Here is a 13,137-nt window from a genome sequence, read left to right as displayed (position 1 = left end):
GATATGAACACTGCCAACTTACGTGATCCACTCGATGTCGCCGAAGCCTGGAAAGGGCAGGGCCGCGATGTGGCAATTGCAACCGTCATCGAGACCTGGGGTTCGGCACCTCGCCCGGTGGGCAGCCATCTGGTAATTGATAGCGACGGCAATTTCGAGGGCTCGGTCTCGGGAGGCTGCGTGGAGGGTGCGGTGATCTCCGAGGCGATCGACGTCATTGCATCGGGCGCCCCGAGAATGCTGGAATTCGGGGTTGCCGACGAAACGGCCTGGCGCGTCGGGCTGTCCTGCGGTGGGCGGATCGCGGTCTATGTCGAGAAGGTCGCCTGATGCGCGGCGTAGATCTGGCTGCACTGAACGAGGCGCGGCGCAGGCGGCGGGCGGCACTGCTTGTGACTGATCTCGGTGATGGCACGAGCACGTTGGTGCGTGAGGGCGAAAACGTGTCCGAGAGCCTGCGCGAGGCGGTGGAGAAGGCGTTCCAGTCCGGCAAGTCGGGACTGGTGGAACTCGATGGAAAGCGGCGCTTCCTCAACGTCCATGTGCCGCCGCCGAGAATCGCCGTGATTGGCGCTGTCCATATTTCGCAAGCCCTAGCGCGGATCGCTGATATCGCGGGCTTCGACCTCAGGATCATAGATCCCAGGACGGCATTCGCCACCGAGGAACGATTCGAGGGCGTAAACGTGGTCGCCGACTGGCCCGAGGATGTGCTGAAGGACGCGCCGCTCGACGCCTATACCGCGCTGGTGGCGGTGACGCATGATCCGAAGATCGACGACTTTCCGATCGCCGAGGCACTGAGGACCGAGTGCTTCTACGTCGGGGCGTTGGGTAGCCGGAAGACGCATGCCAAGCGCGTCGAGCGCCTGCGGGCGTTGGGAATCACTGACGAGCAGATCGCCCGCATCGATGCGCCCATCGGCCTCGATATCGGCGCGCAGAGCCCGGCGGAGATCGCCGTCGCGGTGCTGGGTGCAGTTATCCAGGCGTTCCGCAAGCGAGAGCTTAGACAATAAGGCAAAACGAAAAGCGCGCCGGCGTTTCGCGGGCGCGCTTTTGGAAACCTAAAACCTCAGATCAAGAATTACTTGATCTTGGTTTCCTTGAACTCGACATGCTTGCGCACGACCGGGTCATACTTGGTCTTGGTCATTTTTTCCGTCATCGTGCGGCTGTTCTTGGTGGTCACGTAGAACGTGCCGGTATCAGCCGTCGAGAGGAGCTTGATCTTGATCGTGGTCGCTTTCGCCATGGTCGTCCTGCCTTATAAAAAAGAGACGCCGTGGAATCCTTTGACCGGCCACGGCGAATTTGCGCGGAAACTACGCATCGCGCGGCAAAAGTCAAGTCTTCCTCGGGTGGAAAAACAGGCGCACGATGGCAAAAACGACAAACAGCACGAAGAAGCCGGTGATCGACCAGGGGTAGCCGTTGCTGCCGAAGAGATCCATGGCGGTGCCGATCGCCTGCGGGCCGGCAACCGTGCCGACGGCATAGGAAAAGATGAAGGCGGCGTTGGCGGCCGCGAGCTCGCTGCCACGGAAGCGTGAACCGAGATGGCTCAGGCCAACCGTATAGAGTCCGGCGATCGCGCCTCCGAAGAACAGCAGCAGCACCGAAAAGATGCGCCAGTCGTGGGTCACGAAGGGCAACAGGACAGAGCCGATCAGTCCGACGATACCGATGACGGTGAGCAACGCGCGGCGATCTTTCAGCCGGTCCGACAGCATGCCGACGGGGATCTGGAAGATCACGTTGCCGATTGCCATCGTACTCAAGAGGATGCCTGACTGCGCCTCGGAAAAGCCTTCGCGCGTGGCGTAGAGCGGAAACAGCGCCATGCCGCCTGCCTCGACCGCGCCGAAGACGAAGACGGCGGCGCTTGCGGTGGGCACCAGCAGCAGATAGCGCAGGAAATGGCCCATCGGCTTCTCATCGAGCTCGGGGCTCTCATGGCGCGCGAGAAAGATCGGTATGGCCGCGACGAGGATGATCGAAGCGCCGATCCCGAACGGCAGGAAGCCTTCCGAGCCGACAGCCGAGAAGATCACGTTTCCTGCTGCAAAACCAATGGACAGCACCGTGGCATAGATGCCGAGAATCATCCCGCGCCGTTCGGGCGAGGCCGCGACATTGATCCAGAATTCGGAGAGGATGAACAGCGCGGTGATCGCGCCATGGAAGACGATGCGAAGCGGAAACCAGGCCCAGAAATTCTCAATGTAGTAAAAGCCGAGCGCGCTGATCGCCGATATCAACACCGCCCAGAGCATGGCCGGCGCGACGCCGATATTGTGGGCGACTCGGGTGGTGATGGGGGCGGCGATCATGGCGGCGATGCCGGCCATGGCGGTGTTGAGCCCGGTGAGGCTCGACGAAATACCGCGCTTTTCCAGGAGGATCGACAGAAGAGGCAGTCCCAGCCCGATGGCGATCCCCACGGCGCTGATGGCCGATATGGCAGCGATCAGCGATGGCCAGTGTATGGAATCTTCGGTCTGCACAGACCTCTGATCAGTCATTCAATACTCTTTCGTCATTCGCCCAAATCGGTCCGGGCAAATGGTCCCCCCGGCACACGCTATAAAGACGTGCCGGGCCGGGATTTCAATGGCCGCAGTGGAAATTACCGCAAGTTTTTGGCGCTGCGCCGCGGGCTTCCTCAGCTTAAACGATCTTCAGGTTCCGGCTCCTTGCCGCCGAATCCATGCATACGTGCCGCCCATTGCAATCCGATGACGGCGCCCTTGATCGGCTGGATGGTGGCGAGTGCGAGAAGAACAGTGAGCGGCGTCCAGATCGAGAGATGGACCCAGTTGGACAGCGTCCAGACCATGTCGGTCATCATGAAGCCGCCGACCACGATATGGCCGACCAGCACGATGGAGAGATAGGCCGGCAGGTCGTCGGCGCGCTGGTGGGTATAGTCCTCGCCGCAGACGGCACAGTGATCGACGGGCTTGAGATACTTGCCGAACAGCTTGCCCTGGCCGCAATTCGGGCAGCGGCAGAGTAGGCCGCGCTTGATCGCGGTCGCGAGGTCACGCTTTTCGGTTCCCGTTTCCGGGTTCTTCCATTCAATGGGCATTGTCGGTTGGGCCTGCATCATATCCGTCCTGGCACCTTCATGATTGAATGGCGTCAGGGGTGGAAGGTTTCACCTCTTGCGCCCGCGCGGCGGCCGGGTTCCCGGCTTCTTGGCCGGGGGCGCGCGGTTGGGGCGCCTGGTGGCCTTGTGGAACGAGCGCGTTGCCGTCGGCAGTTTGCGCCCTTCGCTGATCACTTCAAACCGGAGCGCGCCGGCAAGCGGGACAGCGTCGACGAGTTTGACCCGGAGCGTGTCGCCCAGCCGGAAGCCGAGGCCGGATCTTTCGCCGGTCAGGGCCATATGCGCTTCATCGAAGATGAAGTAATCGCTACCCAGTGTAGATATGGGAACGAAGCCGTCGGCGCCATACTCCGGCAGTGAGACAAATAGTCCCGACTTGGTGACACCGGAGACGCGGCCGTCAAATTCCTCGCCGATGCGGCCGACCAGATGGTGGGCGATCAGGCGATCGACGGTCTCGCGTTCGGCCGCCATGGCGCGCCGCTCGAAGGTGGAGATTTCGGCGGCGATATCGTCGAGCTGGCCTTCTTCCTCCGCCGTCAGCCCGCCTGTACCGAGGCCCAGCGACGCGACCAGCGCGCGATGGACGATCAGGTCGGCATAACGGCGGATGGGCGAGGTGAAGTGGGCGTAGCGCAGGAGATTGAGGCCGAAATGGCCGATATTCTCGGGGCTGTAGATCGCCTGGCTCTGCGAGCGCAGCACCATCTCGTTGACCATGGTCTGGTAAGGCTTGCCGTCGACCTTTTCGAGGATCTGATTGAAATGGTTGGAACGCAGGTTGCCGTGAGCCAGCGACATTTCGAGCGTGCCGAGGAATTCGCGCAGCGTCTCCTGCTTGGCGAGCGACGGCGCGTCGTGGACGCGGTAGATCAGCATCTGCTTCTTCTGTTCCAGCGTCTCGGCAGCCGCGACATTGGCCTGGATCATCATCTCCTCGATGAGCTTGTGGGCATCGAGGCGGGGCGGCACGTGGACCCGGTCCACGGTTCCATCCGGCTTGAGAAGGATCTTGCGCTCGGGCATGTCGAGTTCGAGCGGCTGGCGCTTGTCGCGGCCGGCCTTGAGCTTGGCATAGGCGTCCCAGAGCGGCTTGAGGATCGGCTCGAGCAGCGGGCCGGTCTTGTCGTCGGGCTTGCCGTCTATTGCGGCCTGCGCCTGCTGGTAGGAGAGCTTGGCCGCACTCTTCATCATGATGCGATGGAAGGTGTGCGACGCCTTGCGGCCCTCCTTCGAGAACACCATCCGCACGGCCAGCGCGGGGCGGTCGACGCCTTCCTTCAGCGAGCAGAGATCGTTGGAGATGCGTTCGGGCAGCATCGGCACGACGCGGTCAGGGAAGTAAACCGAATTGCCGCGCTTCAGTGCTTCTCGATCCAGCGCCGTGCCGGAGCGGACATAGTACGAGACGTCGGCGATCGCGACGACGACGATGACGCCGCCCGGGTTGTCGGGCGAGGGATCGGGCTCGGCATAGACGGCATCGTCATGATCCTTGGCGTCATGCGGATCGATGGTGATCAGCGGCATGTCGCGCCAGTCCTTGCGATGCGACATGTCGGCGGCACCGGCGGCGTCCGCTTCCTTGATCACCGCAGGCGGGAAAATATAGGGAATGCCGTGGGCATGGATGGCGATCATCGAGATCGCCTTTTCCGACGAGACAGAGCCGACGACGGAGAGCACCTTGGCGCGCGGCAGGCCGAAGCGGCCCGCGCGCGCGGTCTCGACTTCCACCAGGTCGCCATCTTTCGCATCGCCGCGGAATTCCGGATCGACATCCATTTCCATGCCGCGCTTCTCGATCGGCATGATGCGGCCGGCGCCGCCGTCCATTTCACGGAAGACGCCGAGCGCCGCAGTCTTGCGCTTGTCGATGACCTTGATGATACGGGCCGTATAAGCCGGGCCACCGCGTTCCTTGTTGGGGAAGATCTTGGCGACCACGCGGTCGCCGATGCCTGCGATCGGTGCCTTGGTCTTGGAACGATCCGAGCCGGAGGACTGGCGGATGAGCACGGCCGGTGCGACGCCATTCTCGTCCAGCCATTCGGCGGGACGTGCGATCAATTCGCCACCGACATCGCGCATGGTGATGTCGAGGACCGTCACCGGCGGCAGCGCGCCGGGGCGGGTCAGCGACTTGCGGGTCTTCTGCAGCAGGCCATCGTCTTCCAGCGCGCGAAGCGCCGCCTTGAGTTCGATGCGCGTATCGCCCTTCAGCCCGAAAGCCTTGGCGATGTCGCGCTTGGAGGCCCGGTCGGGGTTGTCCTGGATGAATTCGAGCAGGATCTCGCGCGGCGGCACGGCACCATGGATGATGCCCTGCGGCGGCTTGCCCACTTGTTTTCTGGCGGGCTGCCTTCTGTCGTTCGATTTCGGGGGTCTACCCACTAGGATGCCTTCTTCGCTTTCGCCGCCGCCTTCGGCTTGGCCGCAGCCTTGGTGGTCTTCTTGGCCGCCGGCTTGGCCGATGCGGCCGCCTTCTTGCGGGCTGGCGGCTTCTTGGTCGACGGCGCCTTCGCCGCGCGCTCGGTGATCAAGGTGATGGCCTCTTCCATGGTCACGGTTTGCGGATCCTTGCCCTTGGGCAGCGTCGCATTGACCTTTTCCCAATTGACATAGGGACCGTATTTGCCGTCGCGGACGGTGATCTTGCCGCCATCGGGATGGTCGCCGAGTTCCTTGAGGGCTGCCGGCGTCGAGCGTCCGCCGCGGCCGCCGTTGGCGCGCTTTTCGGCATGTTCGGCGATGACCACGACGGCGCGGTTGAGGCCGATCGAGAACACGTCCTCGACGCTTTCGAGATTGGCATAGGCGCCGTCATGCAGCAGGAACGGGCCATATCGGCCGATGCCCGAGGAGATCATCTTGCCGCTTTCGGGATGCTTGCCGATGTCGCGCGGCAGGTTGAGCAGGGCGAGCGCCTTTTCATGATCGATCGTATCGGGCGCCCAGCCCTTGGGCAGGCTGGCGCGCTTGGCTTCCTTGCCGTCACCGCGCTGGACATAAGGCCCGAAGCGGCCGGAGCGAAGGGTCATCTCCTCGCCGGTCATCGGGTCCTTGCCGAGACTTACAGTCTCCATCGGTGCGGCTGCGTCGTCACCATTGGCGTCGGCGGTAAGCTGGCGCGTGAAGTTGCAATCCGGGTAATTCGAGCAGCCGACGAAGGCGCCGTATTTGCCGAGCTTGAGCGACAGCTTGCCGGTGCCGCAAACCTGACAGGTGCGCGGATCGGAACCATCGACGCGCGCCGGGAAAAGCAGCGGCGCGAGCGCTTCGTTCAGCGCATCGAGGATATTGGTGACGCGCAGTTCCTTGGTGTCTTCGATCGCAGCGAAGAACTGGGTCCAGAAATCGCGGAGCACGTCCTTCCAATTCAGTTCGCCGGCCGAGATCCGATCGAGCTTTTCCTCAAGCGCCGCGGTGAAGTCAAACTCCACGTAACGGCTGAAGAAGTTCTCGAGGAAGGCGGTGACGATGCGCCCTTTGGCATCGGGGATCAGCTTGCGCTTGTCGATGGTCACGTAGCCACGGTCGCGCAAAGTGGCGAGCGTCGAGGCATAGGTCGAGGGCCGGCCGATGCCGAGCTCTTCCATCTTCTTGATCAGCGTGGCCTCGGAGAAGCGCGGCGGCGGCTCGGTGAAATGCTGGGTCGCGTTGATCTTTTCCTTGGCGAGCATTTCCTGGGCGCGGATCTCCGGCAGGCGGCCATCCTCGTCCTCGGCGTCGTTATCCTCTTTTTCCTCGCGCTGGTCGGTATAGGCGGCGAGGAAGCCATCGAACTTGATGACCGAGCCGACGGCGCGCAGGCCGACCTTGCGGGGACCATTCGCGGCGGTGATCTCGGCAGTGGTTCGCTCGATATCGGCGGACGCCATCTGGCTCGCGATACCGCGCTTCCAGATCAGGTCGTAAAGACGGAACTGGTCGGCGTCGAGATATTGGCGGACGCTGTCGGGCGTGCGATTGAAATCGGTCGGGCGGATGGCTTCGTGGGCTTCCTGGGCGTTCTTCGCTTTGGTCGCGTAGAAGCGCGGCTTTTCCGGCAGGAAATTGCTGCCGAACTGGCCGGTGATCGCCTTGCGGGCTGCATCGATCGCCTCGGGCGCGATCTGCACGCCGTCCGTACGCATATAGGTGATGAGACCCGTGACTTCGCCACCGATATCGAAGCCCTCATAGAGCTTCTGGGCCACCCGCATGGTGCGCGAGGCATCGAAGCCGAGGCGCGACGAAGCGGCCTGCTGCAAGGTCGAGGTCGTGAACGGAGGGCCAGGATTGCGCTTGACGGGCTTGGCCTCGACGCTGTCGACGCGGTAGACGGCGCCTTCCAGCACGGCTTTGAGATCCCCGGCGTGATCGCCGTTGGCGACCGATTTCGCGGTCAGCCGCTTGCCGTCGGCGCTGACGAGCCTGGCTTCGAACACGTCGTTGCGCGGTGTCTTCAGCAATGCCGAGATATTCCAGTATTCCTCGGCGATGAAGCGGTCGATCTCGTTTTCGCGGTCGCAGACGAGGCGCAGTGCCACGGACTGGACGCGGCCGGCCGAACGGGCGCCGGGCAGCTTGCGCCAGAGCACGGGCGAGAGATTGAAGCCGACGAGGTAATCGAGCGCCCGGCGGGCGAGATAGGCATCGACCAGTGGCGCGTCGATATCGCGCGGATCGGCCATGGCATCGAGCACCGCCTTCTTGGTGATGGCGTTGAAGACCACGCGCTTGACCGGCTTGTCGCCGATCGCCTTCTTCTTCTTCAGGATATCGAGCACATGCCAGGAAATCGCTTCGCCTTCGCGATCCGGGTCGGTCGCGAGGAACAGGCCGTCGGACTTCTTCACCGCATCGGCGATTTCGTTCATGCGCTTCTGCGATGCGGCGTCGATTTCCCACGACATGGCGAAATCATTGTCGGGCTGGACCGAACCATCCTTGGCCGGCAAGTCTCGCACATGGCCGAACGAGGCCAGAACCTTATAGCCAGGACCGAGATACTTGTTGATTGTTTTCGCCTTTGCGGGCGACTCCACGACGACTACGTTCATTTACTTCTTTTTCTGTCCAAAAGGCCTTCGGACTCTGTCCCTTGCGTATGCGCGCATTGTTTCAGAGCCGTTTGCGGCATGGCAAGCGTTTTCACCGGCATGGCCGCGCTTATAGACTTGGCTTGGCGAATATTGCAATCGGGCAACACGGTCCGGTAACAAATTGGTATCGGCTCAACGCTTGGCAAGGCCCGGAAAGCCGCTACAACGCCATGCAACCTGTAACTGAAATAAAACCCGTTGCAATTAATACTAATTAAGGTAGACTTGTTCGCGTGTAAATGGCCAGGGTTGATTCATTCGACGTAACGTTGCGAGGCTGTGTTAGTGCGATGATAGGAAAGCCTGAAACCGTGACATCCCTGCCGACGAATACGGTGCAAAGCGTCAATTATATCAAGCAGATGCTGCCGGAGCTCGCCGACCTTGCGCGCAGGGAAAAGGCCGAGATGCTGGTCTTCCTGCTGGAGATGGCTTTCACCGAAGCCACGGATCTCCTGAGCGGCAGGTCAGACAGTATCAAAGTCGATCGAAACCATGCCGCCCGCATGGCGATGAAGCCGTCCGGCAAGATCTAGCTCCAGCAGCACCAGATAGACGGACTGCGCCGGCAATCCGGTGTGGCGGATGATATCGTCGATCTCGGCGGGTGTCGGCCCCAAGGCGTCCACGATCAGGTCCCGTTCCCTCTCACTCGGTGGCAGCGCTATTGGCTTGTCGTCCTCGTAAATCGGCTCGCTGACCTGTTGAGGCGAGAAGAGATCGATGCGGCTGACTGGCGCCATGGCCTCGATGATGTCGTTCGCATTGGTGACCAGCGAGGCGCCGTCCTTGATCAGGCCATTGGCGCCTTCCGAGCGCGGATCAAGCGGCGAGCCGGGCACGGCGAAGACCAGTCGGCCGAAATTTGCGGCGTAGCGGGCGGTGATGAGCGAGCCCGAACGGGCGGCGGCTTCGATGACCACCAGGCCAAGTCCGATGCCGGCGATCAGGCGATTGCGGCGGGGGAAATCCTTGGCGCGGGGCTCCCAGCCGAACGGCATTTCCGACAGCAGCAGGCCGCTGGAGGCTTCGAATTCAGCCAGCAGGGGTTCGTTTTCCGGCGGATAGGGCTTGTCGAGTCCACCGGCCAATACGGCGACGGTGCCGGTGTCGAGGCTGGCTCGATGGGCGGCCGAATCGACGCCGCGAGCGAAGCCGGACACCACGGAATAGCCGGCGCGGCCGATCTCGCGCGCCAGCATGGCGGCGAATTTGGCGCCGGAGACAGAGCAGTTGCGGGCGCCGACCATGGCGATCGAAGGCTGGCGCAGAATTGTGGCTTTGCCCTTGATTGCGATCAGCGGCGGGGCGCCCTCGACCTGGCGCAATGCCGAGGGATAATCCGGCTCGCCGATGCCGACGAAGCGTGCGCCGAAGCGTTGGGCGAAATCCAGCTCAGTCAGCGCTTCGTCTCGTGTGGCAACACGGACGGGACGCGTCGAGCCGCCCCGGCGCGACAGTTCGGGCAGGGCTTCAAGCGCCATTTCGGCCGAGCCGAAGTGATTGATCAGATCGCGGAAGGTCGCAGGGCCGACATTGTCGGAACGGATGAGGCGAAGCCAGGCGAGCCGCTGGCGATCAGTGAGCGCTATTCCCTTGGCACCGGCGCTCGTTTCCAACCTCTACCCCTTGCTGCCAATCCTGCTTTCGCCGCCCGAAAGCAGCCGCTCAATGTTCGCCCGATGCTTGATCCAGACGATGACCGACATCAGGGCGGCCAGTGCCGCGATCCTGATATCGCCGGCGAAGAACTCCACCACCGGGATCGCCACGGTTGCAACCAGAGCGGACAGGCTAGAGTAGCGGCTGATTGCAGCCGTTGCAATCCAGACGGCGAGCAAAAGCAGGCCCATGCGCCAGTCGAGCCCGAACATCACGCCAATGTAGGTTGCAACGCCTTTGCCGCCCTTGAAGCCAAGCCAGACTGGAAAAATATGGCCGAAAAAGGCGAACAGGCCGGCGATCACGCCGCCCTCGACGCCGAAGAAATATGTGCCGAGAAGAGCGGGCACCGTGCCCTTGAGCGCATCAAGCAGCAGCGTCGCTGCGGCCAGGCCCTTGTTGCCGGTGCGCAGCACATTGGTCGCGCCGATATTGCCCGAGCCGATCGACCGCACATCGCCAAGGCCCGCCATCTGCGTCAGGATCAGGCCGAAGGGCACCGAGCCCGAGAGATAGCCGAGCACGGCTGCAATAATCGCGGGAAAGGCCGCGATGTTCCAGGTTGTGAGTGCTTCCATGAATGCCCCTCCGGATTACAAGGAAAACACAGATTCGCCGCCGACGTAAGTGGCGACGGCGCGGCCGGAGAATCTTGCGTCTTCGAAAGGTGTGTTCTTCGAGCGAGAGACGAGCTGGTCCTTGACGCAGATCCAGGGTTCGTCGAGGTCGATCAGCGTGATATCGGCTGCGGCACCCGGCTTCAATGTGCCGCCGGGCAGGCCGAAGATGCGGGCAGGGGCCGATGACATGGCGTCGATCAGGCGCATCAGGCTGACCGAGCCATCGTGGTGGAGGCGAAGGGCGGCGGCCAGCATGGTCTCAAGCCCGACCGCGCCATCGGCGGCTTCCGCGAAGGGCAGGCGCTTGGTGTCGACATCCTGCGGATCATGGGAGGAGACGATGATCTCGATCTCGCCCTTGTTCAGCGCCTCGACCATGGCGGTGCGATCGTCCTCGGAGCGCAGCGGCGGATAGAGCTTGAAGAAGGAACGGTACTCGCCGATGTCGTTTTCGTTGAGCGCGAGGTTGTTGATCGAGATGCCCGAGGTGACCTTGGCGCCGCGCGACTTGGCCGTATTGATTGCTTCCACCGAGCCCGGCACGGAAATCTGCGCGGCGTGATAGCGTCCGCCGGTCAGCGTGGCGATGCGGAGATCGCGCTCGAGCGGAATGATCTCGGTTTCGCGCGGGATGCCGGAGAGGCCGAGCCAGGAGGCGAGCAGGCCCTCGTTCATCACGCCGCCGGCGCCGAGATGTTCGTCGCGGGTTTCCATCGAGATTACGGCGCCAAATTCGCGCGCATAGGTCAGCGCCCGGCGGAGGACCTGGGCATTGTGGAGCGGATGACGCCCATTGGTGAAAGCGACGGCACCGGCGTCTCTCAGCAGGCCGATCTCGGTCATCTCGTCGCCGTCAAGGCCCTTGGTGAGGGCAGCCGCCGGATAGATGCGGACGGGCGAGGCATCGCGGGCATTTTTGCGCACGAATTCGACTAGCGCGATGTCGTCGATGACGGGATCGGTGTCCGGCATCATGATGAAGGAGGTGACGCCACCGGCCGCTGCGGCACGCCCAGCCGAGGCGATCGTTTCGCGGTGCTCGCCGCCGGGTTCGCCGGTGAAGACGCGGGCGTCGATCAGGCCGGGGACGGCGACGAGGTTGCGGCAATCGCGGACGATGGCCGCTTCCGGCACGCCCTGGTTCAGGGCGTCTTTGCCTGATGCGAGGATCTTGCCGTTGCGGATGACGATCGTGCCAATTTCGTCGAGGTTGCGCGATGGATCGACGATGCGGGCGTTCTGGAGGACGGTCGTGGTCATGTCCGCTCTCCCATGTTCTGGCCGAGGAGCAGTGCTTCCATGACGGCCATACGCACGGCGACCCCCATTTCCACCTGCTCGCCGATGACGCTCTGCGGGCCGTCGGCGATCTCGGAGGCGATCTCGACGCCGCGATTCATCGGGCCTGGATGCATGACGAGCGCGTCGGGCCGCGCCACTTTCAGTTTTTCGGCATCGAGGCCGAAATAGTGGAAATACTCGCGCACCGATGGCACGAAGGCGCCGGACATGCGCTCGCGCTGCAGGCGCAGCATCATGACGACGTCGGCGTCCTTGAGGCCCTCCTTCATATCGTGGAAGACTTCACAACCCATGTCGGCGATGCCGGATGGAAGTAGCGTCGCGGGGGCCACGACGCGGACGCGGGCACCCATGGCATTGAGCAGGAGGATATTCGAGCGTGCAACGCGCGAGTGCAGAACGTCGCCGCAGATCGCGACAATGATGCGCGACACCTTGCCCTTCGCGCGGCGGATGGTGAGCGCATCGAGCAAAGCCTGGGTCGGGTGTTCATGCTGGCCATCGCCGGCATTGACGACCGCGCAGGAGACTTTCTGGGAGAGCAGGGCGGCGGCACCGGCCGAGGAGTGCCGTATCACCAGCACATCCGGCCGCATGGCATTCAGCGTCATCGCGGTGTCGATGAGGGTCTCGCCCTTCTTCACCGAGGAATTGCCGACCGACATGTTCATGACATCGGCGCCGAGGCGCTTGCCGGCCAGTTCGAAGGAGGCCTGCGTGCGGGTGGACGCTTCGAAGAAGAGATTGATCTGGGTCAGCCCGCGCAGGGTGGAGGTCTTCTTTTCGCGCTGGCGGGAAATCTTCACCGCCTCGTCGGCCTTGTCGAGGAGATAGACGATATCCTGTTCCGTCAGCCCCTTGATGCCAAGCAGGTGGCGGTGCGGAAAAAAGACCATTGCGCGGGATCCTTGCCTGTATTTGACGGCTCTATAAGGCGCTGCGGCGGGAGGGGCAAGGGAGCGCAGGTTCGAAATTCGGCTGATCCCCAGCACACTTGAAAGCGAGAGCGGAAAATCATATTATCCCGGAGTGGGAGATGGGCTTGCGCCCATCCCCCGTTGTCTACCTAGCAAAAGATATCCGAACAGTGACTTGCCAGCCGGTTCGGGTCTTTGTCAGAGTAAACGTGACAGCAAATGGTTTTCGGACCATAGCAATCACCTCCGTTCGATCAGCGAGGCTGTCGCCGCAGCCGGGGGAGCCAATCTTCCCCGGCAGCGCCCGCTGGCAAGGCGCATCTGCTTTCGCCGACATTCAATCCTAGACTGCAATCGGTTGCGTGCGCAAGCGCCCCACGTGATGCGCGCCATGGACAAGGCGTCTGTTTTCAACACATATTAGGCCGGTGGGTTTG

12 protein-coding genes are annotated in these 13,137 nt (G+C 62.7%); 3 read left to right on the top strand and 9 right to left on the bottom strand.

The window, feature by feature from the left end:
• Window positions 1-3 precede the first annotated feature (3 nt).
• Both IHQ71_RS12980 and IHQ71_RS12975 read left to right on the top strand, forming a co-directional pair.
• Entirely contained in the window at window positions 4-330 is a 327-nt protein-coding gene (locus tag IHQ71_RS12980) for an XdhC family protein (protein ID WP_258162354.1), read from the top strand.
• A complete protein-coding gene (locus tag IHQ71_RS12975) occupies window positions 330-1,019 on the top strand; it encodes an XdhC family protein (RefSeq protein ID WP_258162353.1) in 690 nt (229 codons plus the stop codon). The genes IHQ71_RS12980 and IHQ71_RS12975 overlap by 1 nt, the downstream gene beginning before the upstream one ends.
• A 68-nt stretch (window positions 1,020-1,087) precedes the next feature.
• Here IHQ71_RS12975 and rpmG read toward each other — a convergent pair whose 3' ends face one another.
• The 5 genes from rpmG to topA form a co-directional block, all read right to left on the bottom strand.
• The gene (gene rpmG / locus IHQ71_RS12970) at window positions 1,088-1,255 is read right to left on the bottom strand and encodes a 50S ribosomal protein L33 (RefSeq protein ID WP_258162352.1); all 168 of its coding nucleotides are present in this window, start codon (window positions 1,253-1,255) and stop codon (window positions 1,088-1,090) included.
• A gap of 91 nt (window positions 1,256-1,346) precedes the next feature.
• Entirely contained in the window at window positions 1,347-2,525 is a 1,179-nt protein-coding gene (locus tag IHQ71_RS12965) for an MFS transporter (protein ID WP_258162351.1), read from the bottom strand.
• A gap of 140 nt (window positions 2,526-2,665) precedes the next feature.
• Window positions 2,666-3,091 (bottom strand): DUF983 domain-containing protein, encoded by a 426-nt coding sequence (locus tag IHQ71_RS12960; protein ID WP_258162350.1) that lies wholly within the window; start codon window positions 3,089-3,091, stop codon window positions 2,666-2,668.
• A gap of 69 nt (window positions 3,092-3,160) precedes the next feature.
• On the bottom strand, window positions 3,161-5,455 hold the full coding sequence (gene rnr / locus IHQ71_RS12955; RefSeq protein WP_258162349.1) for a ribonuclease R: 2,295 nt from the start codon (window positions 5,453-5,455) through the stop codon (window positions 3,161-3,163).
• Window positions 5,456-5,505: 50 nt separating this feature from the next.
• The gene (topA, locus tag IHQ71_RS12950; RefSeq protein ID WP_258162348.1) at window positions 5,506-8,157 is read right to left on the bottom strand and encodes a type I DNA topoisomerase; all 2,652 of its coding nucleotides are present in this window, start codon (window positions 8,155-8,157) and stop codon (window positions 5,506-5,508) included.
• 353 nt (window positions 8,158-8,510) lie between these two features.
• Between topA and IHQ71_RS12945 the strand changes: the two genes are divergently transcribed.
• On the top strand, window positions 8,511-8,735 hold the full coding sequence (locus IHQ71_RS12945; RefSeq protein WP_258162347.1) for a hypothetical protein: 225 nt from the start codon (window positions 8,511-8,513) through the stop codon (window positions 8,733-8,735).
• Here IHQ71_RS12945 and dprA read toward each other — a convergent pair.
• From dprA to IHQ71_RS12925, 4 genes are read right to left on the bottom strand one after another with little or no spacing between them, the layout of a single operon-like run.
• Complete coding sequence (gene dprA, locus IHQ71_RS12940; RefSeq protein WP_258162346.1) at window positions 8,667-9,818, bottom strand: DNA-processing protein DprA; 1,152 nt, start codon at window positions 9,816-9,818, stop codon at window positions 8,667-8,669. The genes IHQ71_RS12945 and dprA overlap by 69 nt on opposite strands.
• 3 nt (window positions 9,819-9,821) lie before the next feature.
• Window positions 9,822-10,439 (bottom strand): glycerol-3-phosphate 1-O-acyltransferase PlsY, encoded by a 618-nt coding sequence (gene plsY / locus IHQ71_RS12935; RefSeq protein ID WP_258162345.1) that lies wholly within the window; start codon window positions 10,437-10,439, stop codon window positions 9,822-9,824.
• A gap of 15 nt (window positions 10,440-10,454) precedes the next feature.
• The gene (locus IHQ71_RS12930; RefSeq protein ID WP_258162344.1) at window positions 10,455-11,741 is read right to left on the bottom strand and encodes a dihydroorotase; all 1,287 of its coding nucleotides are present in this window, start codon (window positions 11,739-11,741) and stop codon (window positions 10,455-10,457) included.
• Window positions 11,738-12,679, bottom strand: coding sequence for an aspartate carbamoyltransferase catalytic subunit (locus tag IHQ71_RS12925; protein ID WP_258162343.1), 942 nt, complete (start codon window positions 12,677-12,679; stop codon window positions 11,738-11,740). The genes IHQ71_RS12930 and IHQ71_RS12925 overlap by 4 nt, the downstream gene beginning before the upstream one ends.
• Window positions 12,680-13,137: the final 458 nt, after the last annotated feature.

It is taken from the genome of Rhizobium sp. TH2 (assembly GCF_024707525.1).
In the GTDB taxonomy this organism is placed as follows: Bacteria; Pseudomonadota; Alphaproteobacteria; order Rhizobiales; family Rhizobiaceae; genus Rhizobium_E.
The sequence above is the reverse complement of the archived record's forward strand: the minus strand, read 5'-3'. Positions and strand labels throughout refer to the sequence as shown.

Excerpts from the sequence above, each read along its gene's own strand:
- IHQ71_RS12980 (WP_258162354.1), top strand. The coding sequence starts at position 4 with ATGAACACTGCCAACTTACGTGATCCACTCGATGTCGCCGAAGCCTGG.
- IHQ71_RS12975 (WP_258162353.1), top strand. The coding sequence starts at position 330 with ATGCGCGGCGTAGATCTGGCTGCACTGAACGAGGCGCGGCGCAGGCGG.
- rpmG (WP_258162352.1), bottom strand. The coding sequence starts at position 1,255 with ATGGCGAAAGCGACCACGATCAAGATCAAGCTCCTCTCGACGGCTGAT.
- IHQ71_RS12965 (WP_258162351.1), bottom strand. The coding sequence starts at position 2,525 with ATGACTGATCAGAGGTCTGTGCAGACCGAAGATTCCATACACTGGCCA.
- IHQ71_RS12960 (WP_258162350.1), bottom strand. The coding sequence starts at position 3,091 with ATGCCCATTGAATGGAAGAACCCGGAAACGGGAACCGAAAAGCGTGAC.
- topA (WP_258162348.1), bottom strand. The coding sequence starts at position 8,157 with ATGAACGTAGTCGTCGTGGAGTCGCCCGCAAAGGCGAAAACAATCAAC.
- plsY (WP_258162345.1), bottom strand. The coding sequence starts at position 10,439 with ATGGAAGCACTCACAACCTGGAACATCGCGGCCTTTCCCGCGATTATT.
- IHQ71_RS12930 (WP_258162344.1), bottom strand. The coding sequence starts at position 11,741 with ATGACCACGACCGTCCTCCAGAACGCCCGCATCGTCGATCCATCGCGC.
- IHQ71_RS12925 (WP_258162343.1), bottom strand. The coding sequence starts at position 12,679 with ATGGTCTTTTTTCCGCACCGCCACCTGCTTGGCATCAAGGGGCTGACG.